Source organism: Micromonospora okii (assembly GCF_020884795.1).
In the GTDB taxonomy this organism is placed as follows: domain Bacteria; phylum Actinomycetota; class Actinomycetes; order Mycobacteriales; family Micromonosporaceae; genus Micromonospora; species Micromonospora okii.
The window spans coordinates 320827-346531 of record NZ_BBZF01000014.1; the positions used below are offsets into that span (position 1 = coordinate 320827).

Genomic DNA, 25705 nt, shown 5'->3' on the forward strand with positions numbered 1-25705 from the left:
CCAGCGCGAACGGTCCGGCACGATGGCTCGGGTGGAACCCGTGGAACTCACCGAGGACGGCCTGCTGCTGCGCCCCTGGCAGGCGACCGACGCGGACGCCGTGCACCGGGCCTGCCAGGACCCGGACATCCAGCGCTGGACCACCGTACCGCGCCCGTACCTGCCCGAACACGCCCTCGGTTTCGTCACCGACCTGGCCTCGGCGGCCTGGCGCGACGGCACGGGGGCCCCGTTCGCCGTCTGCGACGCCGCCACCGGGGAACTGCTCGGCTCCTGCGGCCTGGTCTCGGTGGACCGGGCGCTGGACACCGGCGAGATCGGCTACTGGGTCGCCCCGTGGGCGCGGGGCCGGGGCGTCGCCGTCCGGGCCACCCGGGCCGTCGCCCGCTGGGCGTTCGACGCGGCGGGGCTGCGCCGGCTGATCTGGCAGGCCGAGATCGGCAACCACGCCTCCCGGCTGGTCGCGCTGCGCGCCGGATTCCGGGTGGAGGGCGAGCTACGGCTCGCCCACCCGACGCCCGGCGGCCGGCGGGAGGGCTGGATCGGCTCCCTGCTCCCCGACGAGCTGCCCGCGCCGGGCGCGCCCGGGCCGGCCGGGCGGGAGAGCCTCGACGCCCGGCGGGCGGCGGTCTTCGGCCGTCCCCAGCCCACCCTCTTCGCCACCGTGGGCGACGGCGAGCTGCGGCTGCGGCCGATCGAGGAGCGCGACCTCGACGGGATCGTCGAGACCTGCCGCCACCCGGACACGGTGCAGTGGACGACCGTGCCGGCCCCGTACGGGCGGGCGGACGCCGAGGGGTTCCGGCGCGACGTCGCCGACGCGACCTGGGCGCGCGGCACCGGCGCGTACTTCACCGTCGCCGACTGCGACGACCGGTACGTCGCGTCGGTCGACCTGCGGATCCTCGCCGCCGACCCGGCGCAGGCCGCGGTGGGCTTCATGACCGCGCCGCACGCCCGGGGCCGGGGCTACATGCCGGCCGCCACCGCCGCCCTGGCCGCCTGGGGCTTCACGACGCTGGGCCTCGCCCGGATCGAGTGGCGGGCGCTGGTGGGCAACACCGCCTCCCGCCGGGTGGCCGAGAAGGTCGGGTTCACGATGGAGGGGGCGGCGCGGGGCTTCCTGCCCACCCGCGCGGGCGGGCGGGCCGACGCCTGGGTCGCCTCGCTGCTCGCGGAGGACCTGGCGTGAACGCGCTGCCCGACACCGTGGAGGCCGAGGGTCTCCGGCTGCGGCCGCTCCGCGCCGAGGACGTCCGGGGCGTCACGGCGGCGTGCGCCGACCCGCTCACCCAGCAGTTCATCTCCGGCCTGCCGAACCCGTTCACCGAGGCCCACGCCCGGTGGTTGATCGACAAGGGCGCCCCGGCGGTCCGGGCCGCCGGCGGGGCCGTGTACGCGGTCGCCGACCCGGAAACCGACCGGCTGCTCGGCGGGGTCGGGCTGAACAACCCGGTGCCGGCGCGGGGGCAGGCGGACATCGCCTACTGGGTCGTGCCCGGGGCGCGCGGTCGCGGCGTCGCCGCCGCCGCGACCCGGGCGCTGGCCGCCACCGCCTTCGCACACGGCATGGCCCGGCTGGAGCTGCTCACCCACGACGAGAACACGGCGAGCCAGCGGGTCGCGATGGCCGCCGGCTTCCGCCACGAGGGGGTACGACGGGCGGCGAACCCGACGCGCGACGGTGGCCGCCACGACCTGATCTGCTGGGTACGCCTGGCCGACGATCCGCCCGGCCCCGCGCCGCGGATCCTGCCCGACCTGCCCGGCGGCCGGCTGACCGACGGCGTGGTGACCGTGCGCCCGGTCGGGCCGGACGACGCGAAGGGGATGTACCGGCTGCACCGCCGGCCCGAGGTCGTCGCCAACCGGGTGCCGCCGGAGCCTCCGTCGCTCGCCGACGTCGAGCGGCACTGCCGGCTGGCCGGCAGCCACTGGCTGGCCGGGGACCGCGCCGACCTGGTCATCGCGGACGCGGGCACCGGCGAACTGGTCGGCGGGGGCATGCTGTGCCACGGCCAGCCGGGTCCCGGGCAGGCGATGATCGGCTACAGCCTGCTGCCGGCCGGGCGGGGGCGGGGCCTCGCGACCCGGGCGGTGCGCCTGGTCGTCGGGTGGGCGTTCGCCGAGGTCGGGCTGGCCCGGGTCTGGGCGGGCACCAGGCCGGAGAACACCGCCTCGCAGCGGGTCCTGGAGCGGGTCGGCTTCGCCCGGGAGGGGCTGATGCGCGGCTGGCTGCCCGGCCCCGCCGGCACCCGCGTCGACTCGGTCCTGTACGGCCTGCTCGCCACGGACCGACCCCGCTGACCCGTCCGGGCCAGCGGGGCGGCGGCCGGGTCAGGTGTCGAGGGAGATGATGCCGTAGTCGTAGGCGTGGCGGCGGTAGACGACGCTGGGGCGGCCGGACTCCTTGTCCTGGAACAGGTAGAAGTCGTGCCCGACCAGTTCCATCTGGAACAGCGCGTCGTCGACCGTCATCGGCTCGGCGGGGTGCACCTTCGCCCGGGCGATGTGCCAGGGCTGGTCGTCGCGCTCCTCCTCCTCGGCCCGCTCGGCGACGGCGGTGGCCGTGCGGGCGCCGTCGAGGGCCGGGACGAGCGCGTCGAGGCCGGCGACCGGGAGGTCCGCCGTGGCCGCCGCGACCGAGATCGGCGCGTGTCGGCCCCGGTGGACCCGGCGGCGGTCCGCCGCCCGGCGCAGCCGGGTGTCCAGCTTCGCGATCGCGGCGTCGAGTGCGCTGTAGAAATCGCTGGTGCAGGCCTCGGCGCGAATCACCGGCCCACGGGAAACGCAGGTTATCTCGACCCGCTGACAATGATCGGACTGGCGCGGATTCCGCTCGTGAAACAGCTCGACATCGACACGAATGATTTTGTGGTCGTAACGTTCGATCTTTGCGAGCTTCTCGGCTACGTGCACCCGGTAATGATCCGGGACCTCGACGTTGCGGCCCTTGACCACGATGTCCACGTGACCTCCCTTGTTCGGACGGCCTTCGATCCAAAAATCCCGGCCGGCCCGCCCGTGGGAATTCTCCCGTACGGCGTCGACCGGGTCACTACGGCTACGCCTCCTCTCACCGCCGGGAGCGGATGGTGGAACCGACTTCCTACCCCCGACACGAAAACGCTAACCCGTGTTCGTCCGCCAGTCACCCCCCACCACGGAAAGGCTCAGAATTTTCACAGGGCCGACACGTTCGGGTGAAAGGCGGACACGAAACGTCATCGGCGGTGGCGCTTTTCCGTGGCGGCGAGCACCGCGGCGACCGCCGGCGGGAGGCCGGCCGCCGTGAGCGCGCGGGCGGCGGCGGCCAGGGTGACCCCGGTGGTGACGATGTCGTCGAGCAGCACGACCACGGGCACCGGCCCGCCGGCGCGGGGCCGGGGCAGGGCCCGCCCGGGCCGGGCCCGGAAGGCCGACTCCGCCGCCCGGGCGCGGGCCGCCGAGTCCAGGGTGGTCGAGTCCGGCCGGGGCAGCGCCCGCAGCGGCCGGACCACCCGCGCGGGCCAGCCGGCGCGGCGCAGCCGGGCCGCCGCGTGCCCGGCCAGCCGGACCAGGTGGTCGCCGTACCGGGCGCGGGCCGCCGCCGCCGTGTCCGGCACCGGGGCCAGCAGCAGCGGCGCGGGCGAACCGACCGCCTCCGCCACCACCTCCGCGAGCAGCCCGCCCAGCGGCCGGGCCAACCCGTGCCGGCCCCGGTCCTTGTACGCCAGCAGCGCCTCCCGCAGCACCCCGCCGTACGGGCCGAGGGCCACGCAGGGCGGCAGCCCGGCCGGGGCCGGCGTCGGGCGCGCCGGTCGGGGCCGCAGCGACTCCAGGGCCGCCACGCAGTCGGGGCAGAAGCCGCGCCGGGTGGCCGGACGGCGCTCGCGGCAGCCGGCGCAGTCGGCCGGCAGCACGAGGTCGGCGAGGTCCGCCCAGAGCCCGCCGACGCCGCGCACGGTGCCTCAGTAGAGGAAGAACGGCGCGGTCGGGTTGCCGGCCCGCAGCCCGGCCGGCGGCGGGGTCACCCCGACGACCTGGTCGCGCTTGATCGTGTCGAACGGGTTGTTCCGGTACGCCACCCCGTTCGCCTCGTACATCAGATTGCCGCCGGAGAACGGCACCACCGCGTTCAGCGGGTACGTCGACAGGTGGGTCACCCGCGCGCCGACGTCCTGGCGCAGCGGCGTCTCCAGCGCGCCGTCCACGCTCAGCTCGTAGACCGCCGGTCGCGCCGCCGAGCCGGCCAGGACCAGGGTGTTCTCCCCCGCCCAGTCGACGGCGGACAGGTCGGTCAGCGAGGTGGCGAGCCGGCGGGCCGGGCCCACGGAGACCACGCCGCCGTTGAGGTTGACCGCCGCGACGTACGGCGCGCCACCGACGATCACCGCGATCCGTCGACCGTCCAGCGACGCGGCGACCGCCCCCACCTCGCCCTCGACGGTCAGCGGCACCGCCCGGAGCTGGGCGTTTCCGTCGAACCGGTACAGCCCGCCGTCGGCCGCCACCAGCCCCTGCGGGCGCTCCGCGTCCGGCGAGCGCAGCCACACCGGGCGGCCCATCGAGGCGTACGACCCGGGGCTGCGCTGGACGATCGAGAGGGGCTCCGCGCCGGTGCCGACGACGAGCCGCCGCCGGCCGTCCGCCCCGGTCGTCACGAGCGCGGCCTGCGTGGCCCGCCCGGAGCGGCTGAACCCCGCCGAGACGATGTTCCGGTTGACCGCCTCCGTGAGCGGCACGACGCCGCTGGCCTCGCCGCCCAGGGAGAGCGGGTGGATCCTCCCGTCGTAGACGCAGAACCGCTGCGGCTCGTGGGTGAGCGTGTACGCCGGGCGGGCCCGCCGGTGCGCCTCCAGGTCCAGCACCGTGACCCGGGACTGGTTGTGGATCTTCAGTTCGAGCCGGCCCTCCAACTCCGGCAGCGACCAGGCGAGCTGGTCGACGAACTGCTCCAGCTTCCGGTCGTCGGCGTCCACGGGCATGTCGAGGTTGACCTCCCACTGCCCGTCCGACCCGGTCGCGTTGTTGATCAGCCGGGTGCCGTCCGGCAACCGGCTCGTCCCCGACCCCAGCCACTCCGACGGCCCGGCGGTCAGCCACTTCACCACCTCGGTGACCCGCCGCTCGTCGGGCACGGCCAGCGGCAGGTAGCGCTGGTCGGGCACCGGCTGGGTGCGATCGGTGTTCCAGAAGTAGACGGTGTGGGTCTGGTAGTACAACTGCAACGCGTCGTCGCTGAGCAGCAGCACGTTCGGCGGCGGGTCGGTGACGTACCAGCCGGCGTCCGCCCGGTCCTCCTGGGCGGCGCGCAGCCCGAACCGGTACTCGGTCTCGGTGGCCAGCGGCGGCATCAGGGTGCCGTCGGCGCGCAGCAGGCCGATCTGCTGCACGCGCAGGGTGACCTTGGTGCCGTCCGTGCTGTCGGTGATCACCGGCGACTCGCGCAGCCGCACCACGGTGAGGGCCACCTCGCTGGGCTGCTTCTCCTGTATCCGGGCGCGCCCCTCCGGGGCGACGAACTGCTTGACCCGGTAGTAGGAGCGGTCGGCCTCGCCGGCGGCGGCGGAGAGGAAGTTCGTCACGAAGGCCGCCCGGTCGGTGCCGCTGGCCGACCGGTTCGGCGGCTCGTCGCGGCGGTAGCTGGCCGAGCCGGACTTGGCGGCGGTCACCTGCCCGTCCACCCGGACCTCGGTCTCCTTCGGGATGCCGCAGCCGGCCGCGCCGGCGAGCAGCAGCGCGCCGGCGAGCAGCGCGGCGAGCCTGCGCGTCACGACACCACCTCGGCCCGGTCGTCGGCCGGCGCGGGCCCGATGGCGAGGGCACCGCCCGGCCCGGGGCCGATGGCGAGCAGCCCGCCGTCGCGGGGGCCCCCGAAGGGCAGGGCGGCGTCGGCGGGGACGAGCCGCAGCGGGGAGGTCGTCAGCCGGTCTCCGGCCCGGTTCGGCAGGGTGAGCCGGAACTGGGCGCCCTGGCCGGTCGCGCCCCACGCCTCCAGCCAGCCGCCGTGCAGCCGGGCGTCCTCCAGGCTGATGGAGAGGCCGAGGCCGGTGCCGCCGGTCTGCCGGGCCCGGGAGGGGTCGGCCCGCCAGAAGCGGTTGAAGACCAGCTTCTCCTCGCCCGGCTTGAGCCCCACCCCGCGGTCCCGGACGGTGACCGCGACGGCCCGGTCGTCCTGGCCGAGGGTGATCAGGACGGGCCTGCCCTCGCCGTGCTCGACGGCGTTGCCGACCAGGTTGCGCAGCACCCGCTCGACGCGGCGCGGGTCGATCTCGGCGATCACCGGCGCGTCCGGCACGTCCAGGTCGATGGTGACGCCGACCCGCTCGGCGAGCCCGGCCAGCCGGTCGGCCACCCGGTGCACCACCGGGACCAGGTCCGTCGGCTCGGCGTCCAGCATGGCGAACCCGGCGTCGAAGCGGCTGATCTCCAGCAGGTCGGTGAGCAGCTCCTCGAACCGGTCCAGCTCGGCCTGGAGCAGCTCGGCGCTGCGGGCCACCGCCGGGTCGAAGCCGTCCCGCTCGGCGAAGATCAGGTCGGCGGCCATCCGGACCGTGGTCAGCGGGGTGCGCAACTCGTGCGAGACGTCGGAGGTGAACCGGCGCTGCAACCGGGACATCTCCTCCAGCCGCAGGATCTGCCGCTGGAGGTTGGTCGCCATCTGGTTGAAGGAGGCGGCCAGCAGCGCGAGGTCGTCCTCGCCGTTGACCGCCATCCGCTGGTCGAGCAGGCCGGCGGAGAGCCGCTGGGCGGTGCGGGCGGCCACCCGCACGGGCGTCACCACCAGGCGGGTGACCAGGGCGGCGAGCAGGCCGAGCAGGAGCACCAGGGCGGCCCCCGTGGCCACCACGGTGGCCCGGGCGTCGGCGGCGGTGGCGTCCTGGCGGGCCAGCGGCATCAGGTAGTACAGCTCCACCTGGCCGAAGCGGGTCGGCACGGGCGAGCCGTACACCAGGTATTTCGTGGGGTGGTCGGCGAACCGCCCGGTGCGGATCTGGCTGGCGATGTTGCCCCCGGCGACCGCGGCCCGCAGCTCCCGGCTGATCAGCGTGCCGACCTCGACGTCCGGGGAGAAGCGCGGCTCGATGCCGGTGTGGTTGTCGGAGACGATGCCCACCACCACCCCGCTGGTCTGCTGCGGGTCGCCGCCGGCCAGGTAGTTGACCGTGCCGTCGATGGTGTCCTGGAGCTGGGCCTCCTGCGGCTGGCTGAACAGGCCGAGCTGCTTCGCCGCGTAGTCGCTGCCGCTGTCGAGCCGCAGCCGGACGTCGGTCTCGGCGTTCTCCAGCAGGATGCTGGTGATCTTGTCCGCGATGAGGTACGCGAACCCGCCCACGAGCAGGCTGGAGGTGACCAGCGTGATGGTCACCACCCGCACCTGCAACGAGCGACGCCAGGTCTGGCGCAGGCCGGCCGCGAGCCGGGCCACCCGGGCGGCCAGGGCACGCCACAGCTCCCACGCGGCGTGCGGCCGGCGGGACGCGGCGGGCGGGAGGCTGGACGTCGGGGAGGTGGTCACGGTGTGACCCAGGCTAGCCCGTGCCCGCCTTGTAGCCCACGCCCCGCACCGTGAGGATGATTTCCGGGCGCTCCGGATCCGGCTCGATCTTGGCCCGGAGCCGCTGGACGTGCACGTTGACCAGCCGCGTGTCGGCCGCGTGCCGGTATCCCCACACCTGCTCCAGCAGCACCTCGCGGGTGAACACCTGACGCGGCTTGCGGGCGAGCGCGACCAGCAGGTCGAACTCCAGCGGCGTCAGCTTCACCTCCTCGCCGTTGCGGCTGACGGTGTGCGCCGGCACGTCGATGCTGATCTGGTTGCCGGGCGGCCCGATGGTCAGCATCTCCGGCGCCACGTCCTCGCCCCGGCGCAGCCGGGCCCGCATCCGGGCCACCAGCTCCTTGGGCTTGAACGGCTTGACCACGTAGTCGTCCGCGCCGGACTCCAGCCCCAGCACGACGTCGACGGTGTCGCTCTTCGCCGTCAGCATCACGATGGGCACGCCGGACTCGCCCCGGATCGCCCGGGCCACGTCGATGCCGCTCATTCCGGGCAGCATCAGGTCGAGCAGGACGATGTCGGGCCGGTTCTCCCGGAACGCGGCAAGGGCCCGTTCCCCGTCGGCCACGAAGGAGGGCAGGAAGCCCTCGCTACGCAGGACGATGCCGAGCATCTCGGCGAGCGCGGGGTCGTCGTCGACCACCAGTACCCGGGCTCTCATGGGGTTTATAGTTCCATTCCCGTTCGTGTCGGTGGGACCGGCGTCACCCCTATACCTGCGGGGACCGCCGGCCGCCAAGATCGGGCCTCACCCGCACCGTACTGCCGGGCGGCCATCCGCCGCACCTCCACCGACCGGCCGCGCCGACGCGTCGCCGCCGGGCGGGGTCGTGTCACCATGACCGGTGCGTGTGCCGCGAGCCCCGGCCACCGCCAAGCCGTCCCCCGGGAGTACGCGTGCCAGACGTCGGCCCGACCGCCGTGCTACCGCGCCGCCCGCTCACCGTCGGGGAGCTGCTCGACTCCGCCGTCCTGCTGCTGCGCCGGCACGCCCGGGTGCTGCTGCCGGCCGCCCTCGTCCTCGCTGCCGCCGAGCAACTGCTGCTGCACCCCCTGCGCGTCGCCGCCGGGGCCGAGCCGCCCGGCTTCGCGTTCCAGTTCGAGCGGCTCGGCCCGTACTGGGTGCTGCTCGCGGTGGGGGCGGCCACCGAGGCGGTCGCCGTGCTGCTGCTCGGCAACCCGGCCGCCCGGGCGGCGGGGGCCGCCCTGCTCGGCCGTACCGCCCGACCCGGCGAGCTGCTGCGGCCCGCCGGGGCCCGGCCCGGGGCGACCGCGCTGTTCGCCCTCGGCGCCGGAATGGGCCTGTTCGTGCTGGGCCTGCTCGGGCCGGCCTGGGTCGCCGGCTGGGCGCTGCTGGGCTCGGTCGCGTCGGCGCTGGTCGTGGACCGGGTCGCCGCGCACCGCGTCCCGCTGCGCTCCGCCGCGCTCGCGCTGCGCGCCGGCTGCCGGGCCGCCGCCATTCGGCTCCTCGGCTACCTGGTGTGGTGGATCCTGCGGGTCGGGCTGGGGCTGGGCGTCTTCTACGGGCTGCGCGCGCTGGGCCTGGTCGACCTCACCGACCCGGCGTGGGCCGTGCCGGTCGCCGGGGCGATCTGGGCCGCCGTGAACACCGTCGCGTACCCGGCGCTGGCCTGCCTCGACGCGGTGCTGCACCTGGAGGGCCGGATGCGCACCGAGGGGCTGGACATCCGGCTCTCCCGGGCCCCGGCGGGCCTCCCCGAGCCGGCGCTGCTGGCGGCCGACCGGTGAGCGTCAGCCGATGGTGGACCGAGGGCACGGCCGCGCTGGGCGACCACCTGCCGCTGCCGCTGGCCGCGCTGCTCCTGCTGGTGGCCGCCGGGCTGGTCGCGCTCGGCTGGTACCACTTCCCGGCCTGGGTGCCCCGCCGGCTGCCCCGGATCGGCCGGCCCCGGCTGCCCCGGTGGCGTCGCCGGCCCCGCCGGGAGCGGGTCCCGGCCGGGGCCACCGCGCCCCCGGCCGACGCCGCCCCGGCGACCGGCGCGGGGTCGCCGGCGGACCGGCTGGCGGCGCAGGGCCGCTACGCGGAGGCGGTCCGGGAGCGGCTGCGCGCCATGATCGGCGAGCTGGTGGCGCGGCGGGCGGTGGAGCACCGCCCGGGGATGACCGTCGCGGAGCTGACCGCCGCCGCCACGGCCAACCGACCCCCGGTCGGCCCGCCGCTGGCCGCCGCCGCCGGAATCTTCTCCGACCTCTGGTACGCGCAGCGCCCCGCCTCGCCGGAGCACGACCGGCGGATGCGGGAGCTGGCCGAGGAGCTGCACCGGGTCCTGGAATCCGCGCCCGACTCGGCCGGTCCGCGGCACGCCGGCCCCGTTCCGCCGGCCCCGGGCCCCATCGCCCCGGGCCTCGCCGCCCCGGGCCCCGTCGCCCCGCCGCTCGACCCGGCCGGCGCGGCCCCCGCTCGCCCCGGCGGTGAGCGGCCGTGACCGCCGACCCGCCCCGGCCCGGCCCCGCACCCGCACCCGCACCCGCCGCAGCCACCGCCGGGCCCGCGTCCGCCACAGCCACCGCCGGGTCGACGCCCACCGCAGCCACCACCGGGCCGACGCCCACCGCAGCCTCCGGCGGGCCCGGTGCCCCCGGCCGCGCGAACCGGCGTCGCCGCCGCTGGCACCGGCTGGCGGTCCCGCTGGGGCTGGCCGCGCTGCTGATCACCGCCACCCTGGTCGCCCACGCGGTGGACCAGCCCGACCCGACCGAGCCCGGCTTCCTCTCCCCGGTCGCCACCGACGCCGACGGCGGCAGCCGCCTCGCCGCCGACCTGCGCGCCCGGGGCGTGGCCGTGCGGCGGGAGACCGACACCGCGCGGGCCCTGCTGGCCACGTCCGGAGGAGCGGCGACCCTCTTCGTGCCCGCCCCGGGCCTGCTGCACCCGGAGACCGTCGGCGCGCTGCGCGACCTGCCCGGCCGGACCCGGCTCGTGCTGGTCGACCCGCCCCGGCGGGTGCTGGAGGGCGCCGACCTGCCCCTCGTGCCCGCCGGCCGACGCTGGGCCGCGCGGGCGGTCGGCCCGGACGCCGACGGGCGGCCCTGCCCGCTGCCCGAGGCGGCCCGCGCGGGCGTCGCCGCCGTCGAGCGGCAGCGGTACGCCGTCGCGCCGGACCGCTCCACGGGCAGGGTGGAGCGCTGCTACGCGGGCGGGCTGGCCCGGGTGCCCCAGACGGAGACCGTGGTGGTCGGGGCCAGCGACCCGTTCCGCAACGACCGGATCGACGAGCGGGGCAACCGGGAGCTGGCCGCCGGGCTGCTCGGCCGGACCGGCCAGGTCGTCTGGCTCGACCTGGACGGGCCCGCGCCGCCGCCCCGCCCCGGCGACGGCAGCTCCGACGAGCCGGCCTGGTCGCCGCACCCCGAGCCGGGGGACGGGGACGCGGCCGGCGACGGCCGGTCCGGCGACGCCGGGGCGGGGGACTCCGCCGGCTCCGGCAGCCGGGGCGGCACCGGCCGGGCCGACCGGCCCTCTCCGCCCAACCCGCTCTGGGCCGCGTTCCCCGCCTGGTTCTGGGCACTGCTGGCGCAGCTCACCCTCGCGGCGCTGCTGCTGGCGCTCTGGCGGGCCCGTCGGCTCGGCCCGCCGGTGGCCGAGCCGCTGCCGGTGGTGGTCCGCTCCGCCGAGACGGTGCTCGGCCGGGCCCGGCTCTACCAGCGCGCCCGCGCCCGGGGGCCGGCCGCCGGCACCCTGCGGGCCGCCGCCCTGACCCGGCTGCTGCCCCGGCTCCACCTGCCCGCCGACCCGCCGCCCACGACCGTGGCCGCGGCGGTCGCTGCCCGCGCCGGCGGCACGACGGCGCAGGCCCACACCCTGCTGTACGGCGACGCGCCCGCCACCGACCGTGAACTGCTCGACCTGGCCCGCGCGCTGGACCGGCTGACCCGTACCGTCGCGGCGACGCCCGACCCGCGACCGGCCGACGCCGGCCCGCCCGCCCCGGCACCGGCGGACACCGGCCCCGCCCCGGCGGTCGCGCCCCGACCCCGCCCCGCACCGTCCAAGGAGGACCCCCGGTGACCCGACCCGCCGGAACCGCCGAGCCGCCGACCATCGGCCCGGACGACGCCCGCGCCGCCCTGCACCGGCTGCGCGCCGAGGTGGCCAAGGCCGTCGTCGGCCAGGACGGGGTGGTCACCGGCCTGGTGCTCGCCCTGCTCTGCCGGGGGCACGTGCTGCTGGAGGGCGTGCCGGGGGTGGCCAAGACGCTGCTGGTGCGCACCCTCGCCGCCGCCCTGGACCTGACCAGCAAGCGGGTGCAGTTCACGCCCGACCTGATGCCCGGCGACGTCACCGGGTCGTTGATCTTCGACCCGCGCACCGCCGCGTTCGCCTTCCGCGAGGGGCCGGTCTTCACCAACCTGCTGCTCGCCGACGAGATCAACCGGACCCCGCCGAAGACCCAGTCGGCGCTGTTGGAGGTGATGGAGGAGCGGCAGGTCTCCGTGGAGGGCGAGCGCCGGGCGCTGCCCGACCCGTTCATCGTCGCCGCCACCCAGAACCCCGTCGAGTACGAGGGCACGTACCCGCTGCCGGAGGCGCAGCTCGACCGGTTCCTGCTCAAGCTGACCGTGCCGCTGCCCACCCGCGACGAGGAGCTGGGCGTGCTCCGGGCCCACCACGCCGGCTTCGACCCGCGCGACCTGACCGCCGCCGGCGTACGCCCGGTGGCGACCCCCGCCGACCTCGCCGCGGCCCGGGCGGCGGTCGGCCGGGTCCACGCCGCCGAGCCGCTCCTCGGCTACGTCGTGGACCTGTGCCGGGGCACCCGGGCCGTGCCGGCGCTGGAGCTGGGCGCCTCCCCCCGGGGCGCGACCGCCCTGCTCGGCACCGCCAAGGCGTGGGCGTGGCTGGCCGGGCGGGACCACGTCACCCCGGACGACGTGAAGGCCGTCGCCCGCCCCACCCTGCGGCACCGGCTGCGGCTGCGCCCCGAGGTGGAGCTGGAGGGGGTCGGGGTGGACGCGGTGCTGGACACGGTGCTCGCCACCGTGCCGACCCCGCGATGACGTGGCGGGCGGCGGCCCTGCTGGCGGCGGGCGCGGTCACCCTGCCGCTGTGGCCGGCGCCCTTCGCCGGGGTGGCGCTGATGACCGTCGCCGTGCTGGGGCTGACCGCCCTCGACTGGGCGCTGGCCGCCCCGCTGGCCGCGATCTCCGCCGCGCGGGACGGGGACCGGCGGGTCCGGCTCGGCGGCACCGCCACCGTCACCCTGCGACTGGCCAACGCCTCCGCCCGCACGCTGCGCGCCCAGGTCCACGACGACTGGGTGCCCTCGGCCGGGGCACGGCCCGACCTGCCGCCGGGGCGGCTGGTCCGCGTCGAGCCGGGCGACACGGTCGCGCTGCCGACCCGGCTCACCCCGCTGCGGCGCGGCGACCGGCCGGCGGCGGCGCTGACCGTCCGCTCGTACGGGCCGCTGGGGCTGGCGTTCCGGCAGCGCGCCGGGCGGCCCGGCACCCCGCCGTGGACGCTGCGGGTGCTGCCCCGCTTCGACTCCCGCCGGCACCTGCCCGAGAAGCTGTCCCGGCTGCGGGTGCTCGCCGGCACCCAGGTGGCCCGGGGCCGGGGCGAGGGCACCGAGTTCGACGCGCTGCGCGAGTACGTGGCCGGCGACGACGTCCGCTCGATCGACTGGCGGGCCAGCGCCCGCCGGGCCGACGTGCTGGTGCGCACCTGGCGCCCGGAGCGGGACCGGCGGCTGGTCTGCGTGCTGGACACCGGGCGCACCTCGGCGGCCCGGATCGGCGACGAGCCCCGACTGGACACCTACCTCGACGCGGCGCTGCTGCTCACCGCGCTGGCCGCCCGCGCCGGCGACCGGGTCGACCTGATCGCCGCCGACACGGTGCTCCGGGCGGCGGTGACCGGGGCGGGCCGCCCGGCGCTGCTGGCCCGGCTCGTGGACGCGGTCGCCCCGCTCCAGCCCGCCCTGGTGGAGACCGACTTCGGGCTGATCGCCGGTGAGGTGCTGCGCCGGGAGCGGCAGCGCGGCCTGGTGGTGATCTTCACCGCGCTGGAGGCCGGGGCGCTCGGCGAGGGGCTGCTGCCGGTGCTGCCCCGGCTGGCCGCCCGGCACCGGGTGGTCGTCGCCGCGGCCCACGACCCGGTGCTCGCCGCGCTCACCCGCGACCCGCCGACCCGGCCCGCCGACGCGTACGCCGCGGCGGCGGCCTTCCGGGCCCTCGCCGAACGGGACCGGGTCCGCGCCGCGCTCGCCCGGCACGGCGTCACCGTCGTCGACGCCCCGGCTGCCCACCTGGCGCCCGCCGTCGCCGACACCTACCTGCGACTCAAGGCCCTCGGCCGGCTCTGACCCGGGCCTCTAGGGCTCGGTCCCGAAGCCCGGGGCGGTCGCGGAGCCGGGCGCGTTCACGGAGCCGGGCGCGGTCGTGGTCGCGGAGCCGGGCGCCGTCGCGGAGCCGGGCGCGGTCGCCCGCCGGCCGAGGAGCACCACGTACGCCAGGAAGGCGAGCCAGAGTGTGGCCCCGACGGCGATCCGCAGCGCGACGGGCAGCGGCGCCGGGGTGACGAACGCCTCCACCCCGGCGGCGACCGCGAAGACGCCGACCAGGCCGAGGGCGGCCAGGACGGCGGAGCGTCCCGCCTCGGCCAGCGCCCGGCCCCGGGTGAGCCGGGGCGGCGGCGCGATCCACGCCCACGCGGTCCGCAGCCCGACCCCGGCGGCCACGAAGACCCCGGTCAGCTCCAGCAGGCCGTGCGGGGTGATCAGCCCGAAGAACACGTCGGCCCGGCCGTAGGAGACCATCACCCCGCCGACCACGCCGATGTTGAGGGCGTTCTGCCAGAGCAGCCAGAGCACCGGCACGACCAGCACCCCCGACGCGAGGCACTGGGCCGCCAGCCAGGCGTTGTGGGTCCAGAGGCGAAAAGCGAAGGTGGGGGCGGAGAACTCGGTGTAGTAGCCGGCGAAGCCGGAGCGGACCAGTTCCTCGGCGGCCCGCTCGCCGACGAGCGCGGCGGCGGTCTCGGGGTGCCCGGCGACGTACCAGATGAGGAAGCCGCTGAGCAGCGTGAACCCGGTCGCCACCGCGCACCACCACGGCCAGGCGCGGTAGACCGCACCGGGGAAGCCGACCAGCAGGAACCGCCCCACGGTCGCCCAGGACGGGCGGGGGCGGCCGGTGATCCGGCCCCGGGCCCGCAGCACGAGGTGGGAGAGCTGGTTGAGCAGCCCCGGCTCGGGCGCGCGGCTGCGCAGCACCGACAGGTGGGTGGCCGCCCGCTGGTAGAGCGCGACCAGCTCGTCCACCTCGGCGGCGGAGAGCCGGCGTCGGGCGGTCAGCTCCTCCAGCCGCCGCCACTCGCCGCGGTGCTCGGCGACGTACGCGTCGAGATCCACAGGTCCTCCCCCGTCCGGCGACCATAGTGTTCACTGTGCTGGTGAGCGCGCAACCACCGGCACCGGCGGCCCGGCGCGTGCCCCGGACCCGGCCCGGCCCGTCGGGCGCGGACGCCGGCCTGGTCAGCGGCGAGGCGGTGGAGCTGGACGTGCGGGCCGCCCGGATCGGCTCCCGGGTGCTGGCGCTGCTGCTCGACCTCGGGGTGCAGGCCGTCCTCGCGGTCGCCCTGGTGCTCTGCCTGTCGGCGGCGGCGGCCGTGCTGCCCGCCGGGCTCGCGGACGCGGCGCTGGGCAGCGCGTTCCAGACCGTGGGGGTGGTGCTGATCCTGGTGGGCTATCCGGTGGCCTGGGAGCGGTTCGGGGGCGGGCGCACGCCCGGCAAGCGGGCCGTGGGGCTGCGCGTGGTCCGGGCCGACGGCGGGCCGGTGGGGCTGCGGCAGTCGCTGACCCGGGCCCTGGTCGGGGTGGCCGTGGAGTGGCCCGGCCTGGTGCTGCCGCTGCTGAGCTGGGTGGCGGGCGTGACCGTGATGCTGACCGACCGGCACGGCCGGCGGCTCGGCGACCTGGTGGCCGGCACGATGGTGGTGCACACCCGCCCGGCCACCGCGTGGCGGCCGGCCCCGCTGCTGGCGCCGGCCCTGGCCCCCTGGGCGTACACGCTGGACCTCACCCGGCTGGACGACGCGCTCGCGCTGGCCGTGCGGCAGTACGTCACCCGGGCGCACCTGCTCGCCGAGCCGGCCCGGTCCCGGCTGGCCCGCGCGCTCTGGGTCGAGGTGGCGGCGGCGACCACCCCGCCGCCCCCGCCGGGCGTACCGGAGGGGGTGTGCCTGGCCACGGTGCTGGCCGAGCGGCACCGCCGCGCGACCCACCGGCTACACCGCGCCCGGACGCTGACCGCGACGCTCTGGCCGGAGCTGGTCCCGGGGCCGACCGCGGCACCGGGGCCGAGCACCGCGCCGGGGCCGACCGCACCGCCGGAGCCGGCCGCGCCGGGGCCGACCGGGACGCCCGGCGGCCCGCGCCCGGCGGTCCCGGCCGCCCGCGCCGGCGACTGACCGAACGGCGCGCACGCGAGGAGACCGGGCCCGCCGCCGCGCGGCCGACCCGGTCCCGTCGTGCTGGCTCAGTAGCGGTAGTGCTCCGGCTTGAACGGGCCCTCCTGCGAGATGCCCAGGTAGGCGGCCTGCTCCTTGGTCAGCGTGCTCAGCTTCGCGCCGAGCGCGTCCAGGTGCAGCCGGGCGACCTTCTCGTCCAGGTGCTTCGGCAGCACGTAGACGCCGATCGGGTACTCCTCGGGCTTGGTGAACAGCTCGATCTGGGCGATCGTCTGGTTGGCGAACGAGTTCGACATGACGAAGCTCGGGTGGCCCGTGGCGTTGCCCAGGTTCAGCAGGCGACCCTCGGAGAGCACGATGATCGCGTGGCCGTCGGCGAACTTCCACAGGTCGACCTGCGGCTTGATGTTGACCCGCTCGACGTCGGAGCGCTTGGCCAGGCCGGCCATGTCGATCTCGTTGTCGAAGTGGCCGATGTTGCCCACGATGGCCTGGTGCTTCATCCGGGCCATGTGCTCGTTGGTGATGACGTCGAAGCAGCCGGTGGCCGTGATGAAGATGTCGGCCTGCCCGACCACGTCGTCCAGGGTGGCGACCTGGTAGCCGTCCATCGCCGCCTGGAGGGCGCAGATCGGGTCGACCTCGGTCACCACGACGCGGGCGCCCTGCCCGCGCAGCGACTCGGCGCAGCCCTTGCCGACGTCGCCGTAGCCGAGCACGACGGCCATCTTTCCGCCGATCAGCACGTCGGTGGCCCGGTTGATGCCGTCGATGAGCGAGTGGCGGCAGCCGTACTTGTTGTCGAACTTGCTCTTGGTCACCGAGTCGTTGACGTTGATGGCCGGGAAGAGCAGGGTGCCGTTGCGGTGCATCTCGTAGAGGCGGTGCACGCCGGTGGTGGTCTCCTCGGTCACGCCCTTGATGCCGGCGGCGATCCGGGTCCAGCGCTCGTTGCTCTCGGCGAGGGAGCGGTGCAGCACGTCGAGGATGACCGCGTACTCCTCGGAGTCGGCGGACCCGACCGGCGGGACGGCCCCGGCCTTCTCGAACTCGGCGCCCTTGTGCACGAGCAGGGTCGCGTCGCCGCCGTCGTCGAGGATCATGTTCGGGCCCTGCCCGTCGGGCCAGTCGAGCACCTGCTCGGTGCACCACCAGTACTCCTGGAGGCTCTCGCCCTTCCACGCGTACACGGGGACGCCGGCCGGGGCCTCGGGGGTGCCGGTCGGGCCGACGACGATCGCGGCGGCGGCGTGGTCCTGGGTGGAGAAGATGTTGCACGAGGCCCAGCGGACCTGCGCGCCGAGCGCGACGAGGGTCTCGATCAGCACGGCGGTCTGGATGGTCATGTGCAGCGAGCCGGTGATCCGGGCGCCCGCGAGGGGCTGCGCGTCCGCGAACTCGCGGCGGATCGCCATCAGGCCGGGCATCTCGTGCTCGGCGAGCTGGATCTCCTTGCGACCGAACTCGGCGAGCGACAGATCCGCCACCTTGTAGTCGCCCTCGGCGAGGGTGCTCGGCCGGGCCTCGGACGGCGTGCCGCCGGTGGCAGCCGGGAGGGTGCTGGTCATGGAAGCTCCTGTCGGACGAAGTGCTGCGCGACCCTCCACCTTACGCGCGGCGACGGACAGCGCACGGGGCGGTCGGTCGTGAACGGACTTTCCGCCCACGGCCCGGCCGCCCCGTGCATCCCCCCGGTTTGGTTCCCCCGCGCGCTTCTCGGACCTTCGTCGCGATAACGCTGCGCACTCATAGGGTCACACTGCGACAAGTCGCCGTCAAGCTATTCCGGAAATTTCCGATTTGTGTCGGCGGACCAACCCCGATGTTCGCGACCCGTCGCGCCGACACTCCGCCCGGACCCGACCCCCGGCCCACCGGCACCCGACTCCGGCCCCCGCCGGGCCGCGAGCCGGAACCCGGATCACCCGCGAGTCGGACGTCACCCGGGCGCGACCGGGCGACGAAGCCCACCCTCAGCCCAGGCCGGCCGTGGCCACGTACGCCTCGCCCTCGCCGTCGAGGACCAGCGGGCCGGCGTCGGCCGGGCCGATCGCCGCCTGCCCCGGGCGCAGCGGCACCGCGCCCGCCCCGTCGTCGACCGAGAGCCTGCCCGAGCGGCAGAGCACCACCCGGGGACCGGACACCGCGAGCCGCACCGGCGGGGTCGCCGCCCCCGTCCGTACGCGGTGCAGCGCGAAGTCGTCGACCGGCACCGGCCAGCGCACCACCTCGTCCGACACCTGCTCGGGCGTCACCACCGGATCGCCGAGCACCTCGAAGCGGAGCACGCGCAGCAGCTCGTCGACGTCCACCCGCTTCGGCGTGAGGCCGCCGCGCAGCACGTTGTCGCTGGCCGCCATGATCTCCACGCCCGTGCCGCCCAGGTAGGAGTGCAGGTTGCCCGCCGGCATCCAGATCGCCTCGTCCGGCGCGAGCCGGACGTGGTGCAGCAGCAGCGCCACCAGCACCCCCGGGTCGGCCGGGTAGTGGGCGGCCAGCCCCCGGACCAGCTCCGCGTCCGGCCCGGCGGCCTCCGCCGCCAGCACGTCCGCCACGAGGGTGGCGCGATCGGCCGGCGGCCAGCTCAGCAGCAGCCGTACGGCGTCGCGCAGCCCCGCCGCCCCGCCGCGCAGCGCCGTCACCACCGGGTCCAGCGCCGGCACCCCGAAGCCGGCCAGTGCGGCGGCCGACGCCGCCGGGTCGCGGAACCCGCACAGCGCCTCGAACGGCGAGAGCGCGACCAGCAGCTCCGGCTTGTGGTGCGGGTCGACGTAGTTGCGCTCCCCCGCCGGGCGCGCCGCGTCGGCGGCGTACCCGGATCGGGCCTGCTCCGCGTCGGGGTGCGCCTGAAGGCTCAGCGGCGCGTCGGCGGCGAGCACCTTGAGCAGGAACGGCAGCCGGGGGCCGAACCGCTCGACCGCCCGCTCGCCGAGCCAGCGCCCCGGCTCGGCGGCCAGCAGGTCGAGCAGGCTGACCGCCGCGCCGTCCCGGTGCACGGTCGCCGGGGCACCCGGGTGGGCGCCCAGCCACAGCTCGGCCTCCGGCCCCGCGCTGGGCACCGGCCGCCCCTGCAGCCCGGCGATCGCCGAGCGGGACCCCCAGGGGTAGTCCCGGATCGGCCCGTGCAGCGGTTCCACGTTCAGCCCCCGGCGCGGGTCTCGTCCGCAGCCGCCGGGGTGGTGCCCGCCTGCGCTTCCGGAACGGCGGTGGGGGCCGCCGCGCCGGTGCCGGCCCGCTGCGCCGCCGCGGACCAGATGTCCGGCTCGAGGTAGATCACCCGGGCGATGGGCACGGCGGCGCGGATCCGCGCCTCGACGGCGTTGATCCCCCGGGCCAGCTCCTCGGCGGTCTCGCAGCTGCGGACCGCGACCTTCGCGGCCACCATCAGCTCCTCCGGGCCCAGGTAGAGCGTCTTCATGTGGATGATCCGCTCGACCTCCGGGCCCCCGGTCACGGCCCGCTCGATGCTCGCCACGTCCGTCGGCTCGGCGCCCTCGCCGAGCAGCAGGCTCTTCGTCTCGATCGCCAGGACGATCGCGATCACCACCAGCAGCACGCCGATCATCGCGGTGCCGGCCGCGTCCCATATGCCGTCGCCGGTGATCAGCGTCATCCCGACGCCGAAGAGCGCGAAGACCAGGCCGACCAGCGCGCCGAAGTCCTCCAGCAGCACCACGGGCAGCTCGGGGGCCTTGGCCCGGCGGATGAAGCGCACCCAGGACTGGTTGCCCCGGACGTGGTTGGATTCCTTGATCGCGGTCCAGAAGGAGAAGCTCTCCATCACGATCGCCGCCACCAGCACGACCACCGGCACCCAGTGCCAGCTCTCGATCGGGTGCGGGTCGGCGGCCTTGTGCCACGCCTCGTAGAGCGCGAAGAGGCCGCCGAGGCTGAACAGGACGATCGAGACGATGAAGGCGTAGATGTAGCGCTCACGGCCGTACCCGAAGGGGTGCTGGGGGGTGGCCTGGCGCTTGGCCCGCCGGCCCCCGAGCAGCAGCAGCCCCTGGTTGCCCGAGTCGGCCACCGAGTGGATCGACTCGGCCAGCATCGACGAGGAGCCGGTCAGCAGGAACGCGATGAACTTGGTGACCGCGATGCCCATGTTGGCCAGCAGGGCGGCCACGATCGCCTTCGTGCCGCCGTTGGCGCTCATCGCCCCACCCCGATCCGCGCCGCCCGTACGATGCCGCAGGTGCTCACTGGTTCGCCAGCTCCTTCATCTCGGTGATCGCCGGAACCGCCATCGGGTCCAGCCCGTGTGCCAGTGCGAGGTAGACGGCCGCGAAGTCCGGTACCGCCACCAGTGAGGCCAGCCGCTCCAGCGCGGAGCCGCCCTCGGCGGTCACCACGTCGCAGCGCACCCCGCGCCGCTCGGCGAGGGTCTGCACGGCGTCCGCCCGGCGTTCCTCGACGGCGAACGGCTCGTCGGTGTCGTCCTCGGCGTTGAGCCCGCCGTCGCGCAGCAGCACCAGCCGCAGCCGGGTGCCGTCGCCGTCATCGTCACCGTCGCCCGGGTCGGCGAAGATGTCCCGCTCCCCCTCGGCGAGCCCGCCGAACACCCCGTCGAGCAGGCCGACGCGGCCCCGGCCGGCCTCGCCGAGCGCCCCGCTGACCACGGGGTAGCGGGCGTTGGCCGACAGGGTGTCGCCGAAGCGGCGGGCCGCGACGGTGGCCAGCGGTGACGAGCCCCAGACGATCGGCACCGAGCCGGCCAGCCCCAGGGCCAGCGACTTCGCCGGGTTGACGAAGGACTCGGCCGTGGGGCGGCAGCGGTCGGCGTCGGCGTCGAGCCGGGCCGCCGTCTCCGCGAGATCCGCCTCGTTGACCTTCACGAGCCCGAGCGTACGGGCGGCGAGCAGGACCGGCACGGTGAGCGCCCAGAGGCTGGCCCGGGCCGGGGCGCGGCGGGGCACCGGGATGAACGGCGCGCGGGCCCGCTCGGCCACCGACTGCAACCGCGAGTCGGGCGCGCCGACGGCGACCAGGCGGGCCCCCCGGCGGTGCGCGGCCTCGGCGGCCCCGAGCGCCTCGGGGCTGCGGCCGGAGGCGCTCACCGCGATCACCACGTCGGCGGCACCCACCCAGCCGGGCACGCCGGCGCTGCGGTGCGGGATGACCGGGACCGGGCAGCGCGGCCCCGCGACCGTGGCCAGCACGTCCCCGGTACGCCCGGCGGTGCCGATGCCGGCGATCACGACCGCCCGGGGGCGGCCCTCGTCGGCGAGCACGCTCAGGTTGGCCTCGGCGGCCAGGGCGGCGGACTCGCGCACCTGCGCCCCGGCCGAGGCGGTGAACCGGAGCATTCCGCCCGGGTCGTGCTCGGCCAGCGCGTCGGAGTCGTCCAGCAGCGCCTCGTCGGCGTGCCGGTGCCCCCGGACCCCGGCCGTGCCGTCCATCATCGCCGGGGCGCGGGTCCGCCGCGCGCCTCGTCGAGCAGCAGCACCGGCACGTCGTCGCGCACCTCGAAGATCCGCCCGCACTCGGTGCAGGTCAGCGTCTGCGCCCCGGCGTCGTAGTCGAGCGGGGCGTGATGTGTGTCCGGACAGGCGAGGATCTCGAGCAACTGCGGGTCCAGGGCCACGGTGCGGCTCCTTCCACGGGTGCGTAGGCGGCGGCCGGCGGTGCCGACCGGCGCAGGGGATCTTATCGGCGAACCAGGTCGAGCACCTCGTCGCGAAGCGAGATCATCCGCTCCCCGGTCGGCGCCTCGACGTTGAGCCGCAGCAGCGGCTCCGTGTTGCTGGCACGCAGGTTGAACCAGGCGCCGTCGGGGAAGGTCAGGGTGAGCCCGTCCGTCTCGTCCGCCGCCGCCTGCGGGTACGCGGCCCGCACCTCGGCGACCTTCGCCGCCTGGTCGGCCACCGTGGAGTTGATCTCACCGGAGGCGACGTAGCGCTCGTACTCCCGGGCCAGCTCGGACAGGGGCCGGCCCTGCCCGCCGAGCGCGGCGAGGGCGTGCATCGCGGCCAGCATCCCGGTGTCGGCGAACCAGAAGTCCCGGAAGTAGTAGTGGGCGGAGTGCTCGCCGCCGAAGACGGCGTTGGTGCGGGCCATCTCGGCCTTGATGAAGGAGTGGCCGACCCGGGTCACCACCGGCTCGCCGCCGTGCTCGCGGACGATCTCCGGCACGGCCCGCGAGGTGATCAGGTTGTGGATCACCGTGGAGCCGGGGCACCGGGCCAGCTCGCGCACCGCCACCAGGGCGGTGATCGCCGACGGGGAGACCGGCTCGCCGCGCTCGTCGACCACGAAGCAGCGGTCGGCGTCGCCGTCGAAGGCCAGCCCCAGGTCGGCGCCGTGCTCGCGGACGGCCCGCTGGAGGTCGACCAGGTTCGCCGGGTCCAGCGGGTTCGCCTCGTGGTTGGGGAAGGTGCCGTCCAGCTCGAAGTAGAGCGGCACGATCTCCAGCGGCAGGGCGGGCAGCACGGCGTCGCCGAGCACGCTGGGCACCGTCCAGCCGCCCATCCCGTTGCCGGCGTCCACCACGACCTTCAGCGGCCGGATGCCGGAGAGGTCGACCAGCTTGCGCAGGTGGGCGGCGTACTCGGGGCGCAGGTCGCGCCGCTGCGCGGGCCGCGCCGGCTCGCCGGCCGGGCGTGCCGCGCCGGAGTCGAGCAGCGCCTGGGCCCGGTCCCGGATCTCGGCCAGGCCGCTGTCCTGCCCGATCGGGCGGGCGCCGGCCCGGCACAGCTTGATGCCGTTGTACGCGGCCGGGTTGTGGCTGGCGGTGAACATGGCCCCGGGCAGCCCGAGGGTGCCGGAGGCGTAGTAGAGCATGTCGGTCGACGCGAGCCCCAGCTCGATCACCGACCGCCCCTCGGCGCGGACCCCGGCCGCGAACGCCGCCGCGAGGCCCGGCCCCGAGGCCCGCATGTCGTGCGCGACGACGACCGCGTCGCCGGGCTCACCGGCGGCGGCGAGGACCTGGCCGAAGGCCGCACCGAGCGCCTCGGCGGTCCGCTCGTCCCATTGGTCGGGAACCGTTCCCCGGACGTCGTACGCCTTCACGATCCGGGACAGATCAGACACGCGCTTCGCTCCTTGGCCGCAGGTCGTCAACGCCCTGAGCGTATCGGAGCGGCCCGACGCGGCCCGCCTCAGCCGGGGAGCCTCGGCATGATCGTCGTCGCGTCGCCCCCGCCGGCGGGGGCGGGCGGCTCGCCGGGGCCCTGCGCGCCGCCGTCGCCCTGGTCACCGCCACCGGCGGGCGGGCGGCTGCCGTAGACCGCGCCGGACGGGGGCGCGGCCGGCCGGCCGTACACCCCCGGCGCGGGCGGCGGCACCGGGCCGGGCACCCCGCCGGCCCCCGGGGTGGACGCCCCGGTCCCCGAGCGGTAGGTCGTGCCGCCGGGATTGCGGGGCAGCGGCACACCCGGGAACGCGCCCGCGTCGTCGGCCGGCTCCCGGTCCGTCCGGGACCGGCGCACCAGCAGCACGATCAGGCCGAGGCCCGCCACGACCAGGCCGACGCCCACGACCATGAGCCAGGAGAGGCCGCCGCCGGAGCCCTCCCGGGCGGCGTCGACTGCGCCCGCGCCCGCCGGTCCGACGGCGGCCAGGGTCGGCGTCGCGGCACCCCCCGCCGCTTCGGTCGGCTCGGCCGTCCGGCTCGGGCTCGGTGACGGTGACGGCGAGCGGGTCGGGGTCGGCGACGGGGTCGCCCGCGCCTGCCCGAGCACCCGGGCGGCGGTGGCGTCCCGGCCGATCGCCCGGCCGAGGGAACTCGTCGCCTCGCCGACCACCGTCAGCCGGCCGCCCGTGGTGCCCGCCGTGAAGGTCACCTGGTAGCGCACCGTGAGGCCCCTGCCCTTGCACAGGGTCGGGTTGACCGGCGTCGTCCGGCCCGTGGTCACCGCTCCCCCGCCGCCGGAGACCGGCACCGGCCACCAGCGTCCGCCGACGCTCACCCGCACGGCGACCTGGTCGGCGGAGAGCCCGGCGAGCCGCAGGCCCAACCCGGTGCGGAGCACCACACAGCCCTTGGTGCGCTTGCGCACCGTGACGTTGACCGCGCCCGGCAAGTCGCCCGGCCGGAAGCTGTCCGCGGCGCCCACGCGCACCGAGTCGGTCGCGGCCAGGGCCGGCGACGCCCCGGCGGCCAGCAGGCCGCCCAGCGTCACGCAGATCGCCGCGAGCCGCGTCGCCTGCCGACGTATCGCCATGATCACCTGCCGTTTCTCCCTGCTCGGGTCCGCGGTCAGGGTACTACCCGGGCAAGGAAGGGCACCCTTTTAACGCCTGCGGTAGAGAAGGGCACCCCTCTCACCCGCCCGCCCCAGCGGGGCGGCGCGGGGCGGTTCAGGCGGCGTTCAGGGCGGCGCGGCAGAGCCGGTCGGCGGTCCGGGTGGTCTCCGGCAGCCGGTACCGGGGCGTCAGGTCGAGCACCCGCGCGCAGGCGTCGTCCAGGCTCATCCGGTGCCCGACGCTGACGAAGACCGGCTTCACCCCGTCCCGCGTACGCAGCACCCGGCCCACCACCTCGTCGCCGTCGCGCAGCGGCGACCAGTCGCCCCGCGCCGGCCCCGGCGGCTGCCACGCGCCGACCAGCGGCGTCTTGCCCACCCCGATCGCCGGCAGGCCGGTGACCACGCCCAGGTGGCAGGCGAGCCCGAACCGGCGCGGGTGGGCCAGCCCGTGCCCGTCGCAGACCAGCACCTCCGGCCGGACGGCCAGCCGGTCCAGCGCCGCGAGCAGGGCGGGTGCCTCCCGGAAGGCGAACAGCCCGGGGACGTACGGGAAGGCGGGTCGGCCGATGCCGACGGCCTGGTCCACCACGGCCAGCGTCCGGGCGTCCAGCACGGTGACGGCCGCCGCGAGGCGGTCGCCGTCCTCGGCGTACGCGACGTCGAGACCGGCCACCGTCGCGGGCGCGGCGGGGCCCGGTCCGACCGGGTCCACGAGCCGGCGCAACCGGTCCTGTACGGCGAGCGCCTCGGCCTCGGTGCGCGGCGGCCCCCCGGTCGGCCCCGCCGCCGCCCCGGTCGCGGTCCGTTCGGGCATCGGCCGATCCTATGCAACGGTTCCGGTGCGACGGTTCCTACGACGGCGGGATCGACGCCGGGCGTTGCGCCGCCGGACGGAACCGCGCCCCGGCCTTCCGGCGCGACACACCCGCCCGGTCCAACCGCGGCTTTCGCACACCTGTCGGGTAATTTCTTGTGGTCCCGAGATCCCGGCCACCGACAGGAGAAGCTCCGCGCATGGGCAAGAAGACGATCCACGTCTCCGACTTCAGCGGCACCGTACTGCGGCCGGAGGACGAGACGGTCCGCGTCGTGGTGTTGGAGCACCCCGACCTGGTGGCCGGGCCCGTGCAGTTGGACGCCACCCCCGCCGAGGTGGAGAGCATCGACGACGCCGCGCTGGACGTCGCGGTGGTGGAGGTGCACGACCGGCACGGCGGCGGCGAGCCCCGCCGGGTGGTGCTAACCGCCAGCGAGTTCGACGCGATGGCCACCGACGTGCCGATGGCCCAACTGCTGAAGACCGCCGAGCGGGTCCGCCCGCCGAAGGCGCGCAAGGCTGCCGAGAAGATCGACTACGGCACCATCGAGCACGCCGGCAAGCCGCACCGGGGACGGGTCACCGAGGAGGAGGCCCGGCTGGTCCGCGAGCGGCTCGACGAGGTGAACAAGCGGCTCGCCGACGCCGGCGTCCGCCAGATCGACCCGGCCGACCCCGAGCACGCCGAGCGGTACGGCTTCCCCGCCGCCGACTGACCGCCGCGC

23 protein-coding genes are annotated in these 25705 nt (G+C 76.5%); 9 read left to right on the forward strand and 14 right to left on the reverse strand.

Annotation, left to right across the window (positions count from 1 at the left end):
• The first annotated feature begins 22 nt into the window (after window positions 1-22).
• Window positions 23-1192 (forward strand): GNAT family N-acetyltransferase, encoded by a 1170-nt coding sequence (locus LPU43_RS08050; protein WP_229399622.1) that lies wholly within the window; start codon window positions 23-25, stop codon window positions 1190-1192.
• The gene (locus tag LPU43_RS08055) at window positions 1189-2307 is read left to right on the forward strand and encodes a GNAT family N-acetyltransferase (protein WP_229399623.1); all 1119 of its coding nucleotides are present in this window, start codon (window positions 1189-1191) and stop codon (window positions 2305-2307) included. Before LPU43_RS08050 ends, LPU43_RS08055 begins: the two co-directional genes overlap by 4 nt.
• A 30-nt stretch (window positions 2308-2337) precedes the next feature.
• Here LPU43_RS08055 and hpf read toward each other — a convergent pair whose 3' ends face one another.
• The 5 genes from hpf to mtrA all read right to left on the reverse strand — a co-directional run bounded on the left by hpf (window position 2338) and on the right by mtrA (window position 8204).
• Window positions 2338-2970, reverse strand: coding sequence for a ribosome hibernation-promoting factor, HPF/YfiA family (gene hpf, locus LPU43_RS08060; RefSeq protein WP_229399624.1), 633 nt, complete (start codon window positions 2968-2970; stop codon window positions 2338-2340).
• A gap of 254 nt (window positions 2971-3224) precedes the next feature.
• A complete protein-coding gene (locus LPU43_RS08065) occupies window positions 3225-3944 on the reverse strand; it encodes a ComF family protein (protein ID WP_229399625.1) in 720 nt (239 codons plus the stop codon).
• Between the two features lie 6 nt (window positions 3945-3950).
• Window positions 3951-5756, reverse strand: coding sequence for an LpqB family beta-propeller domain-containing protein (locus LPU43_RS08070; protein WP_229399626.1), 1806 nt, complete (start codon window positions 5754-5756; stop codon window positions 3951-3953).
• Window positions 5753-7501: an MtrAB system histidine kinase MtrB gene (gene mtrB, locus LPU43_RS08075; RefSeq protein ID WP_229399627.1), complete on the reverse strand. Its 1749-nt coding sequence runs from the start codon at window positions 7499-7501 to the stop codon at window positions 5753-5755. Before mtrB ends, LPU43_RS08070 begins: the two co-directional genes overlap by 4 nt.
• A 13-nt stretch (window positions 7502-7514) precedes the next feature.
• Window positions 7515-8204: an MtrAB system response regulator MtrA gene (gene mtrA / locus LPU43_RS08080; protein ID WP_117665835.1), complete on the reverse strand. Its 690-nt coding sequence runs from the start codon at window positions 8202-8204 to the stop codon at window positions 7515-7517.
• A gap of 236 nt (window positions 8205-8440) precedes the next feature.
• On the opposite strand from mtrA, the gene LPU43_RS08085 reads away from it, so the two are divergent.
• From LPU43_RS08085 to LPU43_RS08105, 5 genes are read left to right on the forward strand one after another with little or no spacing between them, the layout of a single operon-like run.
• The gene (locus LPU43_RS08085) at window positions 8441-9292 is read left to right on the forward strand and encodes a hypothetical protein (RefSeq protein ID WP_229399628.1); all 852 of its coding nucleotides are present in this window, start codon (window positions 8441-8443) and stop codon (window positions 9290-9292) included.
• Window positions 9289-9990: a DUF4129 domain-containing protein gene (locus LPU43_RS08090; protein WP_229399629.1), complete on the forward strand. Its 702-nt coding sequence runs from the start codon at window positions 9289-9291 to the stop codon at window positions 9988-9990. Before LPU43_RS08085 ends, LPU43_RS08090 begins: the two co-directional genes overlap by 4 nt.
• On the forward strand, window positions 9987-11573 hold the full coding sequence (locus LPU43_RS08095) for a DUF4350 domain-containing protein (protein ID WP_229399630.1): 1587 nt from the start codon (window positions 9987-9989) through the stop codon (window positions 11571-11573). The genes LPU43_RS08090 and LPU43_RS08095 overlap by 4 nt, the downstream gene beginning before the upstream one ends.
• Before the next feature lie 32 nt (window positions 11574-11605).
• The gene (locus LPU43_RS08100) at window positions 11606-12562 is read left to right on the forward strand and encodes an AAA family ATPase (RefSeq protein ID WP_373321676.1); all 957 of its coding nucleotides are present in this window, start codon (window positions 11606-11608) and stop codon (window positions 12560-12562) included.
• Window positions 12559-13869, forward strand: a complete 1311-nt coding sequence (locus LPU43_RS08105) for a DUF58 domain-containing protein (protein ID WP_229399632.1) — start codon at window positions 12559-12561, stop codon at window positions 13867-13869. Before LPU43_RS08100 ends, LPU43_RS08105 begins: the two co-directional genes overlap by 4 nt.
• A 9-nt stretch (window positions 13870-13878) precedes the next feature.
• Here the strand turns inward: LPU43_RS08105 and LPU43_RS08110 are convergent, their stop codons facing one another.
• Complete coding sequence (locus tag LPU43_RS08110; protein ID WP_229399633.1) at window positions 13879-14916, reverse strand: stage II sporulation protein M; 1038 nt, start codon at window positions 14914-14916, stop codon at window positions 13879-13881.
• Window positions 14917-14957: 41 nt separating this feature from the next.
• Here LPU43_RS08110 and LPU43_RS08115 point away from each other — a divergent pair, with 41 nt between their 5' ends.
• Window positions 14958-15974, forward strand: a complete 1017-nt coding sequence (locus LPU43_RS08115) for an RDD family protein (RefSeq protein ID WP_229399634.1) — start codon at window positions 14958-14960, stop codon at window positions 15972-15974.
• 68 nt (window positions 15975-16042) lie between these two features.
• Here LPU43_RS08115 and ahcY read toward each other — a convergent pair whose 3' ends face one another.
• From ahcY to nfi, 8 genes are all read right to left on the reverse strand, one after another.
• On the reverse strand, window positions 16043-17542 hold the full coding sequence (gene ahcY / locus LPU43_RS08120; protein ID WP_229399635.1) for an adenosylhomocysteinase: 1500 nt from the start codon (window positions 17540-17542) through the stop codon (window positions 16043-16045).
• 405 nt (window positions 17543-17947) lie between these two features.
• Window positions 17948-19111 (reverse strand): mannose-6-phosphate isomerase, class I, encoded by a 1164-nt coding sequence (manA, locus tag LPU43_RS08125; protein ID WP_229399636.1) that lies wholly within the window; start codon window positions 19109-19111, stop codon window positions 17948-17950.
• Between the two features lie 2 nt (window positions 19112-19113).
• Window positions 19114-20130, reverse strand: a complete 1017-nt coding sequence (locus LPU43_RS08130) for a cation diffusion facilitator family transporter (protein ID WP_229399637.1) — start codon at window positions 20128-20130, stop codon at window positions 19114-19116.
• 43 nt (window positions 20131-20173) lie between these two features.
• Window positions 20174-21376, reverse strand: a complete 1203-nt coding sequence (locus LPU43_RS08135) for an SIS domain-containing protein (RefSeq protein WP_229399638.1) — start codon at window positions 21374-21376, stop codon at window positions 20174-20176.
• Window positions 21373-21558 carry a Trm112 family protein gene (locus LPU43_RS08140; RefSeq protein WP_229399639.1) on the reverse strand — a complete coding sequence of 62 codons (186 nt, stop codon included), beginning with the start codon at window positions 21556-21558 and terminating at the stop codon, window positions 21373-21375. Before LPU43_RS08140 ends, LPU43_RS08135 begins: the two co-directional genes overlap by 4 nt.
• Window positions 21559-21620: 62 nt before the next feature.
• Window positions 21621-23006 (reverse strand): phosphomannomutase/phosphoglucomutase, encoded by a 1386-nt coding sequence (locus LPU43_RS08145; RefSeq protein ID WP_229399640.1) that lies wholly within the window; start codon window positions 23004-23006, stop codon window positions 21621-21623.
• A gap of 68 nt (window positions 23007-23074) precedes the next feature.
• A complete protein-coding gene (locus tag LPU43_RS08150; RefSeq protein WP_229399641.1) occupies window positions 23075-24139 on the reverse strand; it encodes a hypothetical protein in 1065 nt (354 codons plus the stop codon).
• 136 nt (window positions 24140-24275) lie between these two features.
• Window positions 24276-24977 carry a deoxyribonuclease V gene (nfi, locus tag LPU43_RS08155; RefSeq protein WP_305073700.1) on the reverse strand — a complete coding sequence of 234 codons (702 nt, stop codon included), beginning with the start codon at window positions 24975-24977 and terminating at the stop codon, window positions 24276-24278.
• 200 nt (window positions 24978-25177) lie between these two features.
• Between nfi and LPU43_RS08160 the strand changes: the two genes are divergently transcribed.
• Window positions 25178-25696, forward strand: a complete 519-nt coding sequence (locus LPU43_RS08160) for a hypothetical protein (RefSeq protein WP_229399642.1) — start codon at window positions 25178-25180, stop codon at window positions 25694-25696.
• The last annotated feature ends 9 nt before the right edge of the window (window positions 25697-25705 follow it).

Excerpts from the sequence above, each read along its gene's own strand:
- mtrA (WP_117665835.1), bottom strand. The coding sequence starts at position 8,204 with ATGAGAGCCCGGGTACTGGTGGTCGACGACGACCCCGCGCTCGCCGAG.
- LPU43_RS08150 (WP_229399641.1), bottom strand. The coding sequence starts at position 24,139 with ATGGCGATACGTCGGCAGGCGACGCGGCTCGCGGCGATCTGCGTGACG.
- LPU43_RS08050 (WP_229399622.1), top strand. The coding sequence starts at position 23 with ATGGCTCGGGTGGAACCCGTGGAACTCACCGAGGACGGCCTGCTGCTG.
- LPU43_RS08135 (WP_229399638.1), bottom strand. The coding sequence starts at position 21,376 with ATGATGGACGGCACGGCCGGGGTCCGGGGGCACCGGCACGCCGACGAG.
- LPU43_RS08105 (WP_229399632.1), top strand. The coding sequence starts at position 12,559 with ATGACGTGGCGGGCGGCGGCCCTGCTGGCGGCGGGCGCGGTCACCCTG.
- LPU43_RS08160 (WP_229399642.1), top strand. The coding sequence starts at position 25,178 with ATGGGCAAGAAGACGATCCACGTCTCCGACTTCAGCGGCACCGTACTG.
- nfi (WP_305073700.1), bottom strand. The coding sequence starts at position 24,977 with ATGCCCGAACGGACCGCGACCGGGGCGGCGGCGGGGCCGACCGGGGGG.
- LPU43_RS08130 (WP_229399637.1), bottom strand. The coding sequence starts at position 20,130 with ATGAGCGCCAACGGCGGCACGAAGGCGATCGTGGCCGCCCTGCTGGCC.
- ahcY (WP_229399635.1), bottom strand. The coding sequence starts at position 17,542 with ATGACCAGCACCCTCCCGGCTGCCACCGGCGGCACGCCGTCCGAGGCC.